Source organism: Vibrio sp. OPT18 (assembly GCF_015163615.1).
Lineage (GTDB): Bacteria > Pseudomonadota > Gammaproteobacteria > Enterobacterales > Vibrionaceae > Vibrio > Vibrio coralliirubri.
Genome location: NZ_JADDYK010000019.1, coordinates 1 through 16,637, shown reverse-complemented (window position 1 = coordinate 16,637; position 16,637 = coordinate 1). Strand labels below are relative to the sequence as shown.

At 45.0% G+C, this 16,637-nt stretch carries 20 protein-coding genes, 2 tRNA genes and 1 rRNA gene; 6 read left to right on the top strand and 17 right to left on the bottom strand.

Translation table 11 applies throughout. The features are described from left to right. Positions 1 to 137 precede the first annotated feature (137 nt). The 4 genes from rrf (at position 138) to IQQ51_RS02205 (ending at position 843) form a co-directional block, all read left to right on the top strand. Positions 138 to 253 (top strand): 5S ribosomal RNA (gene rrf / locus IQQ51_RS02220). 43 nt (positions 254 to 296) lie between these two features. Continuing rightward, positions 297 to 373, top strand: a tRNA-Asp gene (locus tag IQQ51_RS02215). Positions 374 to 432: 59 nt separating this feature from the next. Next, positions 433 to 509: transfer RNA gene (locus IQQ51_RS02210), tRNA-Trp, on the top strand. Between the two features lie 136 nt (positions 510 to 645). Continuing rightward, positions 646 to 843: a hypothetical protein gene (locus tag IQQ51_RS02205; protein ID WP_193840229.1), complete on the top strand. Its 198-nt coding sequence runs from the start codon at positions 646 to 648 to the stop codon at positions 841 to 843. A 105-nt stretch (positions 844 to 948) separates the two neighbouring features. Here the strand turns inward: IQQ51_RS02205 and IQQ51_RS02200 are convergent, their stop codons facing one another. The 14 genes from IQQ51_RS02200 to IQQ51_RS02135 all read right to left on the bottom strand — a co-directional run bounded on the left by IQQ51_RS02200 (position 949) and on the right by IQQ51_RS02135 (position 11,798). Then, positions 949 to 2,298 (bottom strand): ISL3 family transposase, encoded by a 1,350-nt coding sequence (locus IQQ51_RS02200; protein WP_193840228.1) that lies wholly within the window; start codon positions 2,296 to 2,298, stop codon positions 949 to 951. Between the two features lie 308 nt (positions 2,299 to 2,606). Then, positions 2,607 to 2,969, bottom strand: coding sequence for a hypothetical protein (locus IQQ51_RS02195; protein WP_193840227.1), 363 nt, complete (start codon positions 2,967 to 2,969; stop codon positions 2,607 to 2,609). An 85-nt stretch (positions 2,970 to 3,054) separates the two neighbouring features. Next, the gene (locus IQQ51_RS02190; RefSeq protein WP_193840226.1) at positions 3,055 to 5,271 is read right to left on the bottom strand and encodes a hypothetical protein; all 2,217 of its coding nucleotides are present in this window, start codon (positions 5,269 to 5,271) and stop codon (positions 3,055 to 3,057) included. Positions 5,272 to 5,298: 27 nt separating this feature from the next. Next, positions 5,299 to 5,376 (bottom strand): hypothetical protein, encoded by a 78-nt coding sequence (locus tag IQQ51_RS26560; RefSeq protein WP_228012647.1) that lies wholly within the window; start codon positions 5,374 to 5,376, stop codon positions 5,299 to 5,301. 29 nt (positions 5,377 to 5,405) lie between these two features. Then, positions 5,406 to 5,738 carry a phage tail assembly protein gene (locus tag IQQ51_RS02180; protein ID WP_193840225.1) on the bottom strand — a complete coding sequence of 111 codons (333 nt, stop codon included), beginning with the start codon at positions 5,736 to 5,738 and terminating at the stop codon, positions 5,406 to 5,408. Then, positions 5,635 to 6,429, bottom strand: coding sequence for a phage terminase small subunit (gene gpM / locus IQQ51_RS02175; protein ID WP_193840224.1), 795 nt, complete (start codon positions 6,427 to 6,429; stop codon positions 5,635 to 5,637). Before gpM ends, IQQ51_RS02180 begins: the two co-directional genes overlap by 104 nt. Before the next feature lie 9 nt (positions 6,430 to 6,438). Continuing rightward, entirely contained in the window at positions 6,439 to 6,801 is a 363-nt protein-coding gene (locus IQQ51_RS02170) for a phage tail tube protein (protein WP_193840223.1), read from the bottom strand. Between the two features lie 35 nt (positions 6,802 to 6,836). Further along, positions 6,837 to 7,973, bottom strand: a complete 1,137-nt coding sequence (locus tag IQQ51_RS02165; protein ID WP_193840222.1) for a phage tail sheath subtilisin-like domain-containing protein — start codon at positions 7,971 to 7,973, stop codon at positions 6,837 to 6,839. Further along, positions 7,970 to 8,137, bottom strand: a complete 168-nt coding sequence (locus IQQ51_RS02160; RefSeq protein ID WP_193840221.1) for a DUF2635 domain-containing protein — start codon at positions 8,135 to 8,137, stop codon at positions 7,970 to 7,972. Before IQQ51_RS02160 ends, IQQ51_RS02165 begins: the two co-directional genes overlap by 4 nt. Beyond that, positions 8,137 to 8,664: a phage virion morphogenesis protein gene (locus IQQ51_RS02155; protein WP_193840230.1), complete on the bottom strand. Its 528-nt coding sequence runs from the start codon at positions 8,662 to 8,664 to the stop codon at positions 8,137 to 8,139. Before IQQ51_RS02155 ends, IQQ51_RS02160 begins: the two co-directional genes overlap by 1 nt. After that, entirely contained in the window at positions 8,661 to 9,131 is a 471-nt protein-coding gene (locus IQQ51_RS02150) for a phage tail protein (RefSeq protein ID WP_193840220.1), read from the bottom strand. The genes IQQ51_RS02155 and IQQ51_RS02150 overlap by 4 nt, the downstream gene beginning before the upstream one ends. Further along, a complete protein-coding gene (locus IQQ51_RS02145) occupies positions 9,131 to 9,607 on the bottom strand; it encodes a head completion/stabilization protein (RefSeq protein ID WP_193840219.1) in 477 nt (158 codons plus the stop codon). The genes IQQ51_RS02150 and IQQ51_RS02145 overlap by 1 nt, the downstream gene beginning before the upstream one ends. A gap of 106 nt (positions 9,608 to 9,713) precedes the next feature. After that, a complete protein-coding gene (locus tag IQQ51_RS02140; protein ID WP_193840218.1) occupies positions 9,714 to 10,751 on the bottom strand; it encodes a phage major capsid protein, P2 family in 1,038 nt (345 codons plus the stop codon). A 24-nt stretch (positions 10,752 to 10,775) separates the two neighbouring features. After that, complete coding sequence (locus IQQ51_RS02135; RefSeq protein ID WP_193840217.1) at positions 10,776 to 11,798, bottom strand: GPO family capsid scaffolding protein; 1,023 nt, start codon at positions 11,796 to 11,798, stop codon at positions 10,776 to 10,778. 132 nt (positions 11,799 to 11,930) lie between these two features. Here IQQ51_RS02135 and IQQ51_RS02130 point away from each other — a divergent pair, with 132 nt between their 5' ends. Continuing rightward, positions 11,931 to 13,688 carry a terminase large subunit domain-containing protein gene (locus IQQ51_RS02130; RefSeq protein ID WP_193840216.1) on the top strand — a complete coding sequence of 586 codons (1,758 nt, stop codon included), beginning with the start codon at positions 11,931 to 11,933 and terminating at the stop codon, positions 13,686 to 13,688. Positions 13,689 to 13,698: 10 nt separating this feature from the next. Next, positions 13,699 to 14,679 carry a phage portal protein gene (locus tag IQQ51_RS02125; RefSeq protein WP_193840215.1) on the top strand — a complete coding sequence of 327 codons (981 nt, stop codon included), beginning with the start codon at positions 13,699 to 13,701 and terminating at the stop codon, positions 14,677 to 14,679. Between the two features lie 219 nt (positions 14,680 to 14,898). Here IQQ51_RS02125 and IQQ51_RS02120 read toward each other — a convergent pair whose 3' ends face one another. Genes IQQ51_RS02120 through IQQ51_RS02110 form a run of 3 tightly spaced genes read right to left on the bottom strand, consistent with a single transcriptional unit; the run spans position 14,899 to position 16,048 of the window. Then, positions 14,899 to 15,264, bottom strand: coding sequence for a hypothetical protein (locus IQQ51_RS02120; RefSeq protein ID WP_193840214.1), 366 nt, complete (start codon positions 15,262 to 15,264; stop codon positions 14,899 to 14,901). Next, positions 15,264 to 15,809: a lysozyme gene (locus IQQ51_RS02115; RefSeq protein ID WP_193840213.1), complete on the bottom strand. Its 546-nt coding sequence runs from the start codon at positions 15,807 to 15,809 to the stop codon at positions 15,264 to 15,266. The genes IQQ51_RS02120 and IQQ51_RS02115 overlap by 1 nt, the downstream gene beginning before the upstream one ends. After that, positions 15,806 to 16,048 carry a hypothetical protein gene (locus IQQ51_RS02110; protein WP_193840212.1) on the bottom strand — a complete coding sequence of 81 codons (243 nt, stop codon included), beginning with the start codon at positions 16,046 to 16,048 and terminating at the stop codon, positions 15,806 to 15,808. Before IQQ51_RS02110 ends, IQQ51_RS02115 begins: the two co-directional genes overlap by 4 nt. Positions 16,049 to 16,637: the final 589 nt, after the last annotated feature.

Genomic DNA, 16,637 nt, shown 5'->3' with positions numbered 1-16,637 from the left:
AGGCATTGAGCTAACCTGTACTAATTGCCCGTGAGGCTTAACCATACAACACCCAAGGGGTTTTGTGGACTCAAAGACAGACCTTGAATGAGTTTGAAAGAGACTTTTAAATACAGTTTTCCGAATTTTAAAATTTGCTTGGCGACCATAGCATTGTGGACCCACCTGATTCCATGCCGAACTCAGAAGTGAAACACAATAGCGCCGATGGTAGTGTGGGGCTTCCCCATGTGAGAGTAGGACATCGCCAGGCTTTAAATTTGAACACTTGTCAGCGACGACAAGTATTCCACTGCGGAGTGGTAGTTCAGTTGGTTAGAATACCGGCCTGTCACGCCGGGGGTCGCGGGTTCGAGTCCCGTCCACTCCGCCACTTATTCGATAACCTCGCCTAGTGCGAGGTTTTTTCGAATCTGAAGTAATGAAAGTTTTAGGGGTGTAGCTCCAATTGGCAGAGCAGCGGATTCCAAATCCGCGTGTTGGGAGTTCGAATCTCTCCACCCCTGCCATATTTGTTTGCATAGTTATTCAGTTTTCAACTTCCAAAAAAATTTGAAAAGGCAGTGTAGTAGCTGTGCAAACATCAAAATAAACCCACTCGCTTCGGCGGGTGGGTTTTTGTCGTTTATAAGGATGTTTTTCGATATGAATGATGGCGTATATAACTGGGGTGACTTCGCTCTTGAACGGCTAAATTCTGAAACTGGCCATGTGTTTTGGGAGTTTGCTAGTGAAGTTAACGATCTTTTTGATGCGCTTGGCGGTTTAGGTGCTCCAATTGCCTTTTTGGTGATCGTGGTCCCCCTGGTCCTGCTTTTCCTAGCCGTTAAGTTTAGGAATTAAATAAAAAAGCTCACTCAATGAGTGGGCTTTCTTTTTTAAGGGTGTCGTAATAGTGTGAGCATCGATTAATTAGTGAACATAATTGATACCCACATTTATCAGATCCTACTTCTGTGTATTTGATTGATTTTTAGCCTTTTCCTCGTTCGGCTTTGGATTGAAGTATTCGCCTAGATCGTTAATGAGAAGTCTCATTTTTCTGTATAGAGGGTGATTGACTGTTATTTCGGGGTCTTCTTCTCTTAAGAACTCCAAAAGAGTGTTTCGTTTAGGGTGGTTAATATTTTGGAGTGATGCCGCCAAACCACCTTTGGTGTAAAGCAGCTTCGCTCTAAGCACTTCAAAGCTATAGCCGCGACCATTCCTAAATACAGCTTTAATCGTGTTATTTAAGCTCTCTGTAACTGCGTTGGTATATCGATAATCCCACCAGTTAAAGATGTACTCGTGCCAGTTATCAATCGCTCGTATAGCGTCTTTAAAGTGCCGCCTTACCGCAGGCGTAGACAAAGACTTCCAGTTTTCCCAGTAGTCCTCTGCTTCCTTTCTAGTGGGCATATCCCACATACCAAGATAAGCCTCCTTAGCGTTGTAAACTTCCATCAATGCAGGGTATTCCTCTGTCCAAAAATGGAACGAGGCAAGTTCGTTTAAGCCCTTAATGTTATCTCTACGTTTAAGCAGTATCTTGCGGTCATTCTTGAGCTTCTTCCGTTCTTTGTCGGATAACTCAGAGCGTAACGATTTACGCGCTTTCTCCATAGCTTCACCAGCCATTTTAGCTACGTGAAATCGGTCGACTACTACCACAACATCAGGAAGCAACTGCTTGACGGCGCGTAGGTATGGTCGCCACATATCGATACATATAACCTCGATATTCTGCCAACCACTCAGCCTCATAATAGCTTGCTGAGTAGCGACCTGAGATCTATCTCTACGCATATCTAGGAGCGTCTTGTTTTCGATATCGGTCATGACTAAGTGCATACTCTTACTGAAGTGCGTCTCATCAATACCAAGAACGCGAGGAGCAACCCAATCATGCTTATCTTCGATGATGGCTACGTAATTAGAGAACACGTTACGTATCGTCCCCTCCGTTACGTCCAGTTCAGACGCAACGTGCAGGAATGGGACTTTACCGCATCTTCTCATCACGTAGTTTTCAGCTCTCTGAGTCATGCGGAAATCGCTAGAAAGCCATTCTAAGTGTTCAAAGCAGGTCTTGTTGCAGTCCTTGCATTTTAGACGCTTACGCTCAAACTTAAGCTTTACAGTCTTGCCATGCATAGGTGTGTCAGCATAAGGCTGAATTACCTTGCCGATGATAACTGTATTGAGAGATCCGCACTCGGAACAAGTGCGGTTTGGAGATACAGATTGAGCATGGATCACATAGCTTTCGTCTAGTTCTTCATGCTCAATTACTTTTAGATTTTCAATATTTAACACAACAATACTCTTGCCATTAGAAACCCAACTCTCGTTGTGACACAAAAGACACAGACACTCCCTCAGCCAAAGCTGCTTCTCTTAGAGTTAAGCCTTTATCAATCCTTTGCTTTCTAAGCTGCTTGCCTTGTTTAATTGCGTTAATAACATCTTGAGATACGTAGCCAGCGCCTAAACATCTATTGCATTTTCTAACCTCACTGTAATGATGTGAACTATCAAGACCAGTGTTGACGAAAACAAAAGATGAGCGCTTACCTTTACAGTCAGGACAAATGTGCATAATCATCTCCATTTCTGAATTTTAATTAGTTCGCTAGCTTCCATGGCGGGACGTAATTATCTCTTTTCCACGGCTCCACATAAAACAACTCACCATCGGCAGAAGATCGCGTCTCACCTTGCCAGGTTTGCGTAAAAAATCCACGGTCATTAGGTGGTGGTGTCGTTCCTAGCTTCTTTTGGTATTCAGAGTTAACTACTTTTGATATCTGACTTAAAACATCAACGGTATCGCCCTCAATTAAGTCACCAGTTTCGTAGATAAAAGCGGACATGCCGCCAGTTGGTCGAGAGCTATAGTGAATTAGCAAAGCAAAGGAAGCCAACAGGCCACACTCAGTTCTATAACCAAACCAGCGCTTGCTTAATGATGGGGTATTAATATCCACATACACACTCTTTTACGAATTAGGCTAATAGAGAATATAACCCATCTTCTCCGCTAAGTACACACTATTTTACGAATACCCTTTTTTAATAGCTGAATGCCATATCTCCAACATTCACATTGAGTCCCGTATTTTTATCACTCTTTACCTTATCAACTTGTACCGGCTTATCTGACTTCACTGTCAATGACACCTCTGCCTGGCTCTTAACAATATGATTACTGATTGGCGTATACGTATTGCCAAGCACCTCAGACGAACGATTGAGCCTGGACTGCTGATCTACATTCTCCCGCGTGCTCACAGATTGGTTCACCGTTTCGTTCTTAGTTATCCCAAGCTCAACACTCTTATCCTTAATTTGATTTAAGTCATTTTTTAAACTTGTCACCTCTCCATGTTGAGAAAGGGTCACTGTCTGGACTTTTTCTTCATATTGGGTAAAACCAACCTCAGCTTGTTTGTCATAAAGCTGACTCAGCTCCTTCTGCAGTGGGGGAATTTCACCTTTTTGACTGACTCTGACTTCAACGCTCTTGCTCTCAAGCGCATCCAGCTCTTTCTTCATCGCATCGAGCTGTTGACTCCATGAGTCTGGCAACAAGAAATCAGGAACATACGAGACTAAGTCTAATATCCGTTTCTTAAACCAAATTGAAAGGTCATTGAAAACCTTCTTAAAGCCTCCGAGATGGTCAATGAGATAAATGAACCCAACCGTCAGCGCAGCTATACCCGAAACAATCAAACCAATTGGGTTCGCCATCATTGCCGCATTGAGTGCAATCATGCCAATTTTCAACAATGCCGCCACAGCAATGATCTCTTCGAAGTTCTGAGATAAAAAAACAATGCCCTGACCGAGAGAACGGATAGCGGCAAACGCTGTCATGACGCCCGTTTTAAGTTGCTCAATCATCTCATTGCGCCACTCAACGTTCTTCATGTTCGACGCCAGCTCTTTCATCACAATAGAGAGTTCTTTCATAATTGGCGTCAGCGCACTCACTTTCAAAGAGTCAAAAATAGCCCTCAATGTTTTCAGTGCTGAGCTATACGACATCGCGCTATCAATGGAGTCTTGAGTAATTGGCCCACCGGTGTCCTGAAGCTTTTGAAGCGCACCCTGATAGCCTTCTAACCCGGCACCAAGTACCTTGATCATCTTTTCGCTATCGCCACCAAAAAACTCATCCATCATGAAGTTTCGCTTGGCATCGTCTTGTTCTGCGGCTATCTCACGAATCAACACTTGATAGGCTTCTTGAGCGCTCTTCGCGTTCTTCAAATCCTCATACGCTTTCCGGTTCCCGGTGTCTTTGAAATAGTCATTCATGGCACCGCTGCGAAGCGACTTCATTTCACCCCATCTCAGCGTCATTTCTCGAAGCGCTGCGTCCATATCTTCCGCTTCTGCGCCAGCATCCACCGCTTGAAGTCGAAGCGCTTGCAATATGTCCGTCGGCATCTTCACATCATCTGCAGCTTGCGCCAGCTTTCGAACATCTTCGGCGGTATTGGTGATAACTAAGCCAAGACCAGCCATTGTACCTATCGCAGCAGAGCCACCAATTGATGCTCCTTTGATGTTATCGAGCGTAGGCAATTTAATTGACTTGTTGATTTTGCTTAATGGGTCGAGCACTTTTCGAAGCTTGGCGTATTTGATAGCCGTCTTATCAATGGCAACTTGATGCGCTTTTTGGCTCTTGGTGAGCCCTTTCGTATCACCATCTAAGTCCGTCAAGCTTGTCCCTTGCTTTCGCATTTCCTTTGCCAATTGCTTGAGAGTCTTAGTGAGGTGCTCATTATCTTCTGCCGCTTGGCTGGTCTTATCCTTGAGCTTATCGACTCTCAAAGACAGGGCAGAGCTTTTCTTCTGCGCATCGAGCATCGAGAGATTCAGTTTCCCAACCGCTGCTTCTTGGTTAGCTATTTCATCTTTCAGCGCTTGGCTTGGGTTCTTAGCCTGAGCCATTTGCTGCTTGAGCTTACTCAGCGCCTCGATTTGCTTCTGGTACTGATTTGAAATATCCAGTGCGCTTTGTTTTGCTGCCTTCTCTTTTGCTTGCAGTTGCGTCAGCTCTTGCTGCGCTGCGTTCAATGCCAAGGCATTTTTATTAATGGCTTCTTGCGTATTTTGGTAAGACGCAATCATCGCCAGCGCTGCCGTGTCGTCTTGCTGCGCTTTCTTTATCTTCTCTATTTTCTTCGCGTAGTGGTCAGATTCAGACGACATGCCTGCAAGTGGGGCTTTCACCTTGTCCACAATATCCATTACAACAGAGAGGTTCATTTTCATTATCTTTACCTCATAAAAAAAGAGCGCCTAAGCGCTCTTACCTTCGTGGCGAACTCGCGCCATCTCCTGAAATTCCATCAACTCTTCGAGACTCAGTTTGTCCATTTCACTGATGCTCCAGTGAAAAACAAACGCTAAGTCCGCGTAGTAGTTTTCGATTCGTTCAGGGATACATCGATATTGAAGAAAAAACTCGTAATACCCACCATGATAGGGGCAAGGTTCTCCGGGTCTAAATTGAGCACGTCGCGCTCATCCAAACACGAAATACGAGGCAGCAATTCCATGGCTTCATCAAAACTCATCTCAATGATGTTCGTTAGCTTCAAACCACGGAGGTCACCGCTCATCGGTTTACGAAGTTCAAGCTCCGTTAACAGCGCCTTCTCCGTCTGAATTGGCACCGGAAGCGGGATCAGTTTGATGTTCTTCGGTATCACTACTACTTGGTTCTGGTTTTGACTCATGATTCAATTGCTCTTTTAATTCTTTCAAACGGGTCTTGCGACCACCTTTGGTTGGATCCATGCTCATGACGGCGCCGAACATCGCCAGAGCTTCTTGGTATAAGCCGGCTTTATCGGCAATGTCACCAACTAAGCGGAACATCTTCACTTTCAGCGCAGCGTTAGTTGCCAAACTACCATTGGAAATGTCCTTTACCGCTTTCATCAAATACTGAGGGTTATACACAGCCTCTTGCTTAAAAGCGTCATTTGAGTATTTGTAGATGATGTCACAGTAAGCCGTTTGACCACTGGAACTCCATCTTTGCGGTGAATCGAGCCCACGCTCAATCGCCTGACGAAAATCGTCGTGCACCAACGGCAAAAGACCAACATCAATTTGCCATTGATACCACCACCAAATGATGTCCAAACCATCTAGGTTATCGTGTTCGCTAAGTAACTTAGCAACCACGCCACGGTACTTTCTGGTCAGTTCTTTTTTAAACGGTGTTCGCGCTTCAAAGCCAGCCAATGTGCGCACGTACTCCAAGTCTTGTTTCAACATGTGAGTAATTTCATTCCAAGGCTTATCGACCAGCAGATCGCCTTTTGTTTCGTTTGGAGCATGGGTGTCCAAAAGCTGCGTTTTGATGCCATTACTCACTTGTTTTTCCGCTGCCTGTTGGCGGCGTCTTGCTAGTGCAAACATAAGGTTTCCTTAGTGTGGGATAAGCTCAGTACCAAGGAATTTCACCTCAATTTGACCGTCTTTGACGGCAAGCGATAACGGCTCGCTTGTCCATGCATCGGCCAAGGTGTAACTCTTACCACTGTTTGTGTTCAGCGTAATATTTTCACCTGTAAAGGCTTTGATTTTCGCCTCGTCCATGTCTCTGGCATGAACAATCGTTGCGGTAATGCTTGGCGCGTTTTCAAATATTTCACTGTGACCAAGAACGCCGTCATCGCCCATCACAGCGTCACGCTTTACACCACCGAACTCTACCGTTGCACCTTCTTTCGTTGGCAACTTACCTAATGAGCCGGCATTTAAAAAACCACGACTGGTAATGACTGTCATAGTGTTCTCCTATCTGGGCGCGTTTGCGCCAGTATTTATTTACGAAATTGGATCTTACCTGCGGTAATGATCAGACCATTGACGAACTGAGGGCTATCTTGATAGTTCACACGAGACTTGTTGTTTTCATCAATCTCAACAATCAGCGAAGCTTTGTAGCCATCGAAGTCTTGAACGATGCCTTGGTATTCCAAGGTTCGGTACAGTGCAAGTAACTCACCGTGAATGATGCTTGGCGTCACAATGGCTTGCCCAGGAGCAAATCGAGTGCCGTCTTTTGCTAATTTATGACGACCGTATTTACTCAAAATAAGCGATCGCTGTTTTTCACGAAAATACATCGCTGTCGCCGGCGTCATGATGTCGAGATAACTGTCATCATCTAAACCAGCTGGGTTAGTGGTATAAGCCGTCACAGGACGCTCAATCAACACTTCACCAGAGGCAGACACCGTGTAGGTACCCATACCTTCATGAAGCAGTAAGTTGCGCTCTGTCCAATCAAATTCACTCAGTGCATTTGAGTAAACCCCCATCAACTTCAATGTCTGAAGCGGACGACATGGGTCAATCGACAAAGACTGTGCAATTTGACCACCCCAAGCGGCGATCGCTTGCGCTTCGGTCATTTCAGCATTAGCGGCATCACACACACTTTGCACCGACATAAAACTAATGAACGGGCAATTAGACACATCACCAAAGGTTACCAGCTCTGCATGCGTCCCTTTCTTAGCAATAAATGTCAAACCGGGTATCATCTGCAGCGCTTTGTATCTAGCATCCAAAAACTCACCCAAGGCACGAATAGACGTATCGTCATTTTCAGAGCAAATGATGTAGTGGTACTGAGTATCACCCAATGACGCCAGTACGCCAGCCATGCCATCTGTACCCATAGTGACGGCATAAATCGGAAGGCTGATGGCTTGCTTATCTAACACCGCCATCATGCTAGTGATACCAGCGCTCTCACCAAACAGAGCTTTGGCTTTGTCATGATTTAAGCAAAGCGTTGGCGTCTCCACTGCCGTTAGCGAACTTTCAATACCCTTACCAATCACAAGCAGCTTTTGTTGCTGTGTCGCGCTATTTGCTAGGCTATTGTCGATTTCGATGTAAACGCCGGGAACGCGAGCATTAGCAGGAACTTCAGAAAAACTGATACTCATTTTTCAGCACCACCCGTTGTCATTCGTTCGACACTTTTATCCTTAACACGACGCATCCAATAGGTGTTTTGAGGTTTATCTTCACCTTTCGCAGCAAGTGGATTGCGCGTGATTGGATCACGAACTGTTAGACCTTTCTTTGGTTTAATTTTCATTGTCTGCATTAGTGGTTTTCTCCTTGCAGCATTCGGGTTGCAATCATCGCCATCAGCTCTTTTTCTAGTGCTGGCGTCCAGCCTAAAAAAGTACGCTTAGGCATGCGGTAGTTGGCTTTAACGTGTATACCCCCTTCCCATTGTCCCGTTTTACGATTGAAGTACCCCTTCAATCGCCTTGTGTATTCCACTGTCGAGCCGTTGTTGTGAACTCGACCAATCTTGCCAGCAACGCCCGTTAAGCCCACAGCAAAGCTCTCTGGCGACACTTGGGCACGAATCGACTTAGACAGCCCCATAAGTATGTTTTTATTGTTCACCGTGTTTAGCGCATTCCCCTTTCTCAAGGTGGTAATTTTGCGTCTGGTACGTGCTTGGTATGGGTTCTTATCGATGTCTCTTTGTTGGCGGATTTGTCCACGGAAATAACGCCGTGTATGGTTTGCCAACATTTTATTGAGCTCAAATTTGTCGCTGTCACTGAGTGCCAAGCTTTGGATAAGGCGAGTTAACTGCTCCGGCGTCGTTAATGTCATTTGCATGGCACGTCACCCTCATGGCCAGTAAAGTAAAGAAAGTCCGAGAGATCATCTTCATACGCTGCTTTATCAAACTGACTCACGCAATCATAACGAACACCATCACGCTCCCAACGTCCGGTCGGTGATACTTTCATTCGATAGGGTTCGATAATGTCGATTTTCAAAGAGATGTCACACAGCCCTTTATCGAGCATTTGAGTGGCAAAACTTGGCAGTGGTAGCCCTTTTTCTTCGCGGTCGATGTCATAACGATTCAGCCAGTTGACCAAATGCATCATGAGTACATGAGGCTCAATATCGACACTGGTCATCGCCACGTTGACGGTGTAAGGAATATCAAATCCGTCAATCTCATCACTTTGAGTGCATTTTAAAGCGCCATCTTCCGCCCAAAGTTGAACGTTCTTTGGCTCCGTCACGCACTGTGTGAACAGATTGGTCAAACTTTGCAAAGCCTTCATCACAGCACCTCAAACATTCGAGTTTCATGTCCATAAATCAGCATGTCGACTGCGCGCCGGTACATGACGAGACACTCTTCTTTTTTGTTCGATAACGCTTGCTGCCTGTCCGCCGCCTCTTTCGTGGCATCGGTACTGATTTGTACACTCACAATGTAAGAGGCAGCCAGTGCAAACACACTCTGGATATAAAACACCTTCGCCGTTTCTTCATCTTCAAAATGCATCAGAGACAACACGCTCAAAAGCGTTAAATCAGGTCGGTCAGTATCGTTTTTTAACGTTGCCATCAGAGGTTTTAGTTCACTGCGAATCGCCGCTCGAGCAGCCGTTAATTGGTGCGTCAAATTGAGTTCAGACTCATTACTGAGAAATTGAAACATCCCTTGGAAGTCTGACAGTTTCAACGCTGGATAGATTGAGGTTGCTGGCAACTCACCGGTGTATATCTGCGTTTTATCGCCTATAAAGTCCATGAGGTACTCCAAAGAGAAAGCGGGCTATGCGCATTCGCTTTCGACGTGTTTTATCAATGACTTGATAGTCACATCTAAGTCGCGCATGCCCACTTTGGGGGGGAACTTATACCCACTCGCCGTTGATGTTCAATTTGACGTTCTTAAACTCCAAAGCGGCTGCTTTTTCCAAGTGCTCAATAACGTAAGCTATGTTCATTGACTCAAAGTTTTCGACTTGGTCTTTTGCATCGTTTTTCTTACCGATAGTGCGACGAACTGAACCTTCTTGGATATAAATCGAAAGGTTGTCGTAACTGGTCACCAAAATACCGTCCTGCGGAAACCCCGGAACCGACACAGCTGGCAAACCGCCATAGGCACTGATGACTTGCTTTTCTTCAATCTTGCTCTTTTCACTCGGTGTATTACCGTGCAATTCATAGAACTTCGCTTTGTCGTACGCGAGCAGACTACTGCCGATAATAGCGACCAAATTCGAATCGTTTTCACATACTGGATCGAGCAGCGTTCTTACGTTCAATACAGCTAAATCAAGATTGACAAAATCACCGCCTTCACCAATTTTGATAACACCCGAACCATCAACGACTTCAGTCAGCATACGTTCAGATGCATGTTCGCGTAGTGCTTGGAACCAGCCTTTGTTAACATCTTCACCATTCGGGTTCGTCGTTGCATTAGTCGTTGCTTGCGCAGACTCACCGTACCAACCGACTGTGATCTGGTTAGCTACAATCTGCTCACGTGTATGTGCAGTAATGATGGACGTAAAGTTCTTTAAATGCGCCCACGCATCAATTTTTGCGTAACGGGTCGCTGTATCAAAGTTTGTTTGGCTACACACATAAGGCATAGCTTTCATACCACTGTGATCTTTTGGTTTACGTTCTTTATCGCCAGACGTATCCGTACGGCTCGCAATCATGCCCGTAACACCAAGACCAATCGCTTCACCGATTTGGTTTTTCACTGTGATAACGTTGATCTTCTTCATGAAATCATTACTTTCACGAAGAGCGCCGATGATACGTTGCGTCCCAGCAGGGTTTACGCTGAACATTTCGGTCGTATCAGCCACGCCATATTGTTTAGCTGCAGATTCAAGATATTTACTGAATACTTTTTTTGTATTTTCTTGCATGGTTTACTCACACCGTTTGATTATTTAAAGGACAACGCCTTTTTCTTCGTCGCTTTGCCCTGCTGGCGAACGCTCATCTTCATCCGTCATACGGCTAAGTGCTTCAGTGGCGACTTTAAGATCTGAAGATAGCTTTTCCACTTGTTCTTTCAGAGAGGAAAGCTGAACGAATTTACCTTCTTCACCTTCAGATTCCGGCTCATCTTCTTCTCCAAAAATAGCGCCGCGCAATTTTTGAAGGACGTCCACTTCATTGCTCTTGGTGGGCTCTTTGGATAAAAGGACGGACAGAGATGCCAATGTCAGTGGGGCATCCATATCTATCTTTCCTGGTTCTTTGGACAGCAGAGTTGTTAGTGATGCCAGCGTTAACGGAACGTCTTTAACAAAGTGCCCTAACTCCGATTGTGGAGCTTGGTTTGATAATTTTTCAGTCAACTTAATAAGGCTGTCATTGACCGCTTTACCTTGTTCTGTATTTAACTTGAGCATTTCTTTCAATTCGTCGCTCATTTCTAGCTCCTCAAGAGTGTTGTCTTTTTTATCAGATGAACTCAGTAAAGCTTTCAAGCGGCTTAACAATGAAAGCTCATCGTGATGTTGTTTTGCGGTTTCTAAGTTCGCCTTGGTCACCGTACTACCTGTAGAGAGATACACCTTTTTCTTCTGTTCATTAGACAGATGCAGAGGTGTCGTACCTAACGATGCTGGCTTATCCGTTAACGCCAAACCTGTTAAATACCACTTACCAGTTTCAGCAAAGTCAGGATCTAGCTCACAAGAGGTGTGCAGCAATTGCCCACGCTCTAGCGTCTGTAGTAGTAAGGAATTAGGTTTTAGTACTGCAAAAAGTTGATTGCCACGCTTCTCAAGCGATTGCACGCAGCCGAACTTGTAACTCCAATCCCAGTGCTCTTCATTAATGACAGCGTTGTAAAGCGCTTGGTCATACATTTCGACAACATCGTCAATTACCTGTTGGGCTATATTTCGTCCATCTACGGTTGGTCCAGCTTGCAAAATACAAACAGGTTCAGATGAAAACATTATGGGCTCTCCCTTTTTTGAATTTCTAATTTAGCCGATCCCCACCACTATCTGTAATGGTTGGAATTCTGTAATGAGGATTTAGAAGTCCTCTGAAATGAGGGGCTTGTTGACTTCGGGCACACTGACAGCATGAAGACGACGCAAACACAAACCGAACTCAAACCCCTATTTACTCCAGAGCAAACAAAAGCGCTGGGGCTTTACCTACGCCAGTTCAAACCAGACGAAATTGCGACAGGACTGGGCGTATCAGTTCGCACGGTCCAGCACTGGATAAACCACTTCGGATGGAGGGCACTACGCGAAGACTGTCCAATTGAGCTTTTGGTACAACAACGTGTCGCTTACCTGTTGTGGATTGAAGAAAAGCACGAAAGCCAGTTGAAAGAGCTGGAGATACTGCTCGACCAGAAACGAAAACGTGACGAAGCGAAACCACGTCGCAGCAAAGAACCTCGAGAGCGAAAAGAACGCCGAGGTCGACCAACCAATAGTTCAAAGAATGACATTTCTGGCATCACTGCTGAGATGCTTCGCACATACCGAGAGAAAACGTTCCGCGAGTACCAGCTCGAGATCTACAACCACAAATGCGATGACTCAATTAATGAAACTCGCTTTTACTTAAAATCTCGCCAGATTGGTCTGACATATTACTTCGCTTTCGAAGCTTTTGAAGACGCTGTATTAAGTGGTGCCAATCAGGTATTCCTTTCAGCATCACGCAAACAATCAGAGATTTTTAAAAACTACATTCGTAGATTTGCGCTTGAAATTGGTGATGTCGAATTAAAAGGCAAGGACGACCTGCAGCTTAGTAATGGCGCAACACTTCTCTTTTTGTCGACGAACGCAAGCACAAGCCAAGGCTTCAATGGTCATGTTTATTTTGATGAAACCTTTTGGATCCCGAAATTTAAGGAGTTCAACAAATTAACGAATGCCATGTCAGTTCGAGGGAGCTTTAGAACCACATACCTATCGACGCCGTCAACGACAGCGCACGAAGCTTATCCTTTATGGTCTGGTGATAAAGCGCTCAACATTGATATTAGTCGCAAGGCGCTGAAAAACGGATCGCTTGGTACAGATGGTATTTTCCGTCAAATCATCACCATCGATGACGCCATCAAGAAAGGTGGGGCAGCTGACTTCAACATGGAGAAGCTGCATCGTAAATTCCCGATAAAAGAAGAATTTGACAACTTATTGCGTTGTAAATTTTTGGATGACGCAACTTCATTCTTTTCAATTAAAAAACTATTGGCATGTAAAACCGATGCCTCTATTTGGCGCGATGTTAATTTTAAATCGATACATCCCGTTGGTTCAGCAGAAGTCTTGGTCGGCTACGACCCAAGAGGTGGCGGTCAAGGGCAAGGCTCAGACGATGCAGGTCTCGTTGTTGCACTAAAACCGAAAAACAAGGGCAGCACCTTTAGGCTCATTGAGAAAATACGGCTTAAAGGCTCCAGTTACGAGCAGCAAGCGCAAGTGATCAAAGATATTTGTCAAAAGTACAACGTGGTCTACATGGCTTTAGACACCACGGGTGTAGGCTCTTCGGTCGCCGAGCTTGTAAGGAAGTTCTATCCATCGCTCGTTGAACTCAACTACTCCCCCGACTTAAAGCGAGTCCTTGCCTACAAAGCGAGGGAAATTATTGGCGCAGGTCGTTTGCAGTTCCCTTGTGATTGGGATGATCTTGTGCATTCGTTTTTGATGATACGCCAGCAGACTACGGACAAGAGCAACCAAGTCACATTTATGTCTGCGCGTAATAAAACCGGCTCTCACGCGGACTTGGCATGGGCAGCCATGCACATCATGTATTGGGAGCCTATCGATATTCTTAATGACACTGAAACATCGGTGTCGTTCTTCTAAGGATTTAACTGTGTTTGATATTAGTTTTGATGTTCCAGAAAGCATCATGAAAAGTGACATTCTAAGCTACACCGAGGTCGCGCTAACGGATGGTATTTATGAGCCACCGATTGCGCTGGATGTATTTGCTAAAGCGGCAAGGGTAAATGCTACGCATGGCAGCGCGCTGTATGTAAAACGCAACATGCTGTCCAGTACGCTCATGTTACCAGGCAAGATAAAACGTCGAGACTTAAAACGTTTCTTGGATGATTGCTTAATTTTTGGCAATGGCTATCTGCTCGCTGTCCGCAATCGCTTAAGCAATGAAATCGTACAATTTAAGCATCTGCCAGCACTCTACATGAGACGTAAAGCGTCACTGAAAGAGTATTGCTATAAACCCAAAGCATTCAGCGATGAAGGGCGCATTGATTATCGCTCGGAGCAAGTTTTTCATTGGGCAGAATATGACGTCACACAAGAAATTTACGGTTTACCGCAATACGTTGGTGCGATGCCTTCGATTTGGCTCAGTGAAGACGCGACACTGTTTCGCCGCAAGTATTACGTCAACGGCTCTCACGCTGGCTTTTTGTTGTATTTGAACGATCCCAACATGACCGCAGTTCAAGAGGAGGAAATTAAAGCGCAAATGAAGAAGACGGGAGGGTTAGGCGCATTTAAAAACCTGTTCATCAACGCAAAAGGACGAGAAACCAGTGAGCCTAAACTTATTCCTATTGGTCAGCTCGATGCTAAAGACGCCTTTAAAGACATCAAAAGTAAGACCACTAATGACGTCTTGGCCAGTCATCGAGTACCGCTTGATTTAATGAGCATTGACCGTGAAGGGTTTGCTGGTAGTAGCGATTTAAACAAAGTCGATCGCATCTTCTACAAGAACGAACTGGTGCCATTTCTTGAATCGATATGCGATGAGCTCTTTGATTTTTGTGGTGAGGAAATCATGACCATCAAAGAATACGAAGGGCTTGAGATAACAGCGTAGCCCCAATGCTATTGGGGCTGACAGAATTCAAGTTGTGCAGGGTATTGATAAAAGTGGCGATTTTGCTCCACCTTACAGGCACACGCTAAAAAAGCGCTAAGCCAAACTTCATCACGAAGTGCAGCCTCTCCATAGTGTTTTGGTGGGGCATCAAACGGAAGTGAGCATGAGGTGAGGTAGGCGCTTGGTGGTATTTTTACAATCTCTTGGTAGCGGTACTCAGTAATGATTTGGGTACCCTGACACCCAGCCAGCAGGATACTCAATAGGCATATCATGACACGCATTTTTCACTAACTCCTTTTCTAGTTCTGTCACTTTTCGCGTCAATGTTGCTTGACGCGATCGCTCGGCATTCATCGCTTTATCAGTATGGTTTTGTTGGTCTTTTTGCGATTTCTCCAGGGAGTGAATTTGGTTTACTAATGCTTCGCTCTCAGCTTGCTTTTGCAATAGCGTTTGCTCTAACAGCGTGTTTTGCTCTTGCAAATAGTTAATGTGCTTAACAAGCACTACGTGGCTGATTGTCAGCATTGCTAGGGCAATCCATACGATAATTTTTAATGCGCTGAAAAATGATGACATCACAGCTCTCCCCATCCATTTAAACAAACGTTTTTTTCTACTTCGCGCCGCTTAGGTATACCGGCGCAATTGCTTTGCTTCAGACGGCAATCTTTATCATTCACAAAGACCCACCTCATGTATTCATTACAGGCCCCGACTCGATCGCCTTGGTTGAACTTTTTGAGCAATGTCGAACGAGAAAAGTTTCCGCTACCAAGGTTAAACACAAAGCTGACCATCATGTCGAATTCGCCTTGCGTGGGTGTTTGGGTGATGTGCTTTTTTACCACGATTTCAGCTTGAGAAACGTCCCGAACGAAGAGCTCAGCGACTTGCCCGTGTGTCAAGAAAGTATCTTGTTGCGTGGTTTGGGTATGTCCAAGTCCAGCAGTCCAAACGTCAGCGCTGCATTGATACGCGTTTAGTCGACAGCCTTCTTGGTTAGCGATATGCCTAAGACCGTTTTCACTGACTGATAGTTCATCATCGATGTTGAACACTATCGCAAGTACCGCAGTCACTGAGCACACTGCAGCTTGAATGGCTTTTTGCTTGAACGTCATGACGCACCACCGTTTTGTTTGTGGAGTTTCTCAAGCTTCACCTTATTGAGTTTGGTAGCGATTGCGTAGTGGCGAATTGCCATGCAGCCCGAAATGATACCAATGATAATGGCTATGAACTGGGCAAGCCCGGTCACATCAAAACTGACAACCGTTGCCACAACGCACGTGAAGAATTTTTTCAAACCAGTCGCATCGATGAGCGACCAAAATAAGCTAATTAATCCAACTTCTTTCATAGATATTTACTGTTAACTAATGGGATGAGAGAAGTATTAAAGCGATATGAGATAGAAGGGTACTGATGCGCATTCTAACTAGCACAAAGAGAAAAACCCCTGAAATTCAGGGGCTCACGTTAACTCCAAGCATAATCTAGGTCAGTTCTATCCACACGCCTTGAAATCGAAACATCAAACAAAAACTGCTCCGCAGATGAAACACTCAACCCATCAGCCCATGTGTGTACGCGAACTTTCAGAAAGTGAGTCGCGCTTTGACAGCAGCCGCGAAAAGTAACACGGCGGCAATCCTAAAATAACACAGTTTTGCTTCTTTTCATGTGGAACTATCCGGAACATAACGGAACTATCTGGAACAAATCCTCATGACTGACCTGATATGATTTTTCTAAAATTAAGGGCTAATTGTCGTAAGCCCTATTAATTTAATCTCGATGTTAACTAGCTATTACATACGTAGCGGTTAGATCAAACCTCATCCCGTATGAGGGATCTGTATTCTGATGAGGTGTTAGTGCTATCCCGCCATGAGTTGCTATTGTTGCAGATGCAAGAATAAGCTCTACCGGTGAGCCTGGCTTTGTTT

What these genes read in the sequence shown, in the direction of transcription:
- IQQ51_RS02165 (WP_193840222.1), bottom strand. Translation starts at nt 7,973, where the DNA reads ATGAGTATCAGTTTTTCTGAAGTTCCTGCTAATGCTCGCGTTCCCGGC.
- IQQ51_RS02130 (WP_193840216.1), top strand. Translation starts at nt 11,931, where the DNA reads ATGAAGACGACGCAAACACAAACCGAACTCAAACCCCTATTTACTCCA.
- gpM (WP_193840224.1), bottom strand. Translation starts at nt 6,429, where the DNA reads ATGTTTGCACTAGCAAGACGCCGCCAACAGGCAGCGGAAAAACAAGTG.
- IQQ51_RS02115 (WP_193840213.1), bottom strand. Translation starts at nt 15,809, where the DNA reads ATGACGTTCAAGCAAAAAGCCATTCAAGCTGCAGTGTGCTCAGTGACT.
- IQQ51_RS02135 (WP_193840217.1), bottom strand. Translation starts at nt 11,798, where the DNA reads ATGTTTTCATCTGAACCTGTTTGTATTTTGCAAGCTGGACCAACCGTA.
- IQQ51_RS02155 (WP_193840230.1), bottom strand. Translation starts at nt 8,664, where the DNA reads ATGACATTAACGACGCCGGAGCAGTTAACTCGCCTTATCCAAAGCTTG.
- IQQ51_RS02120 (WP_193840214.1), bottom strand. Translation starts at nt 15,264, where the DNA reads ATGTCATCATTTTTCAGCGCATTAAAAATTATCGTATGGATTGCCCTA.
- IQQ51_RS02145 (WP_193840219.1), bottom strand. Translation starts at nt 9,607, where the DNA reads ATGGACTTTATAGGCGATAAAACGCAGATATACACCGGTGAGTTGCCA.
- IQQ51_RS02190 (WP_193840226.1), bottom strand. Translation starts at nt 5,271, where the DNA reads ATGAAAATGAACCTCTCTGTTGTAATGGATATTGTGGACAAGGTGAAA.
- IQQ51_RS02205 (WP_193840229.1), top strand. Translation starts at nt 646, where the DNA reads ATGAATGATGGCGTATATAACTGGGGTGACTTCGCTCTTGAACGGCTA.
- IQQ51_RS02140 (WP_193840218.1), bottom strand. Translation starts at nt 10,751, where the DNA reads ATGCAAGAAAATACAAAAAAAGTATTCAGTAAATATCTTGAATCTGCA.
- IQQ51_RS02170 (WP_193840223.1), bottom strand. Translation starts at nt 6,801, where the DNA reads ATGACAGTCATTACCAGTCGTGGTTTTTTAAATGCCGGCTCATTAGGT.
- IQQ51_RS26560 (WP_228012647.1), bottom strand. Translation starts at nt 5,376, where the DNA reads ATGGACAAACTGAGTCTCGAAGAGTTGATGGAATTTCAGGAGATGGCG.
- IQQ51_RS02160 (WP_193840221.1), bottom strand. Translation starts at nt 8,137, where the DNA reads ATGCAGACAATGAAAATTAAACCAAAGAAAGGTCTAACAGTTCGTGAT.
- IQQ51_RS02180 (WP_193840225.1), bottom strand. Translation starts at nt 5,738, where the DNA reads ATGAGTCAAAACCAGAACCAAGTAGTAGTGATACCGAAGAACATCAAA.
- IQQ51_RS02110 (WP_193840212.1), bottom strand. Translation starts at nt 16,048, where the DNA reads ATGAAAGAAGTTGGATTAATTAGCTTATTTTGGTCGCTCATCGATGCG.
- IQQ51_RS02150 (WP_193840220.1), bottom strand. Translation starts at nt 9,131, where the DNA reads ATGAAGGCTTTGCAAAGTTTGACCAATCTGTTCACACAGTGCGTGACG.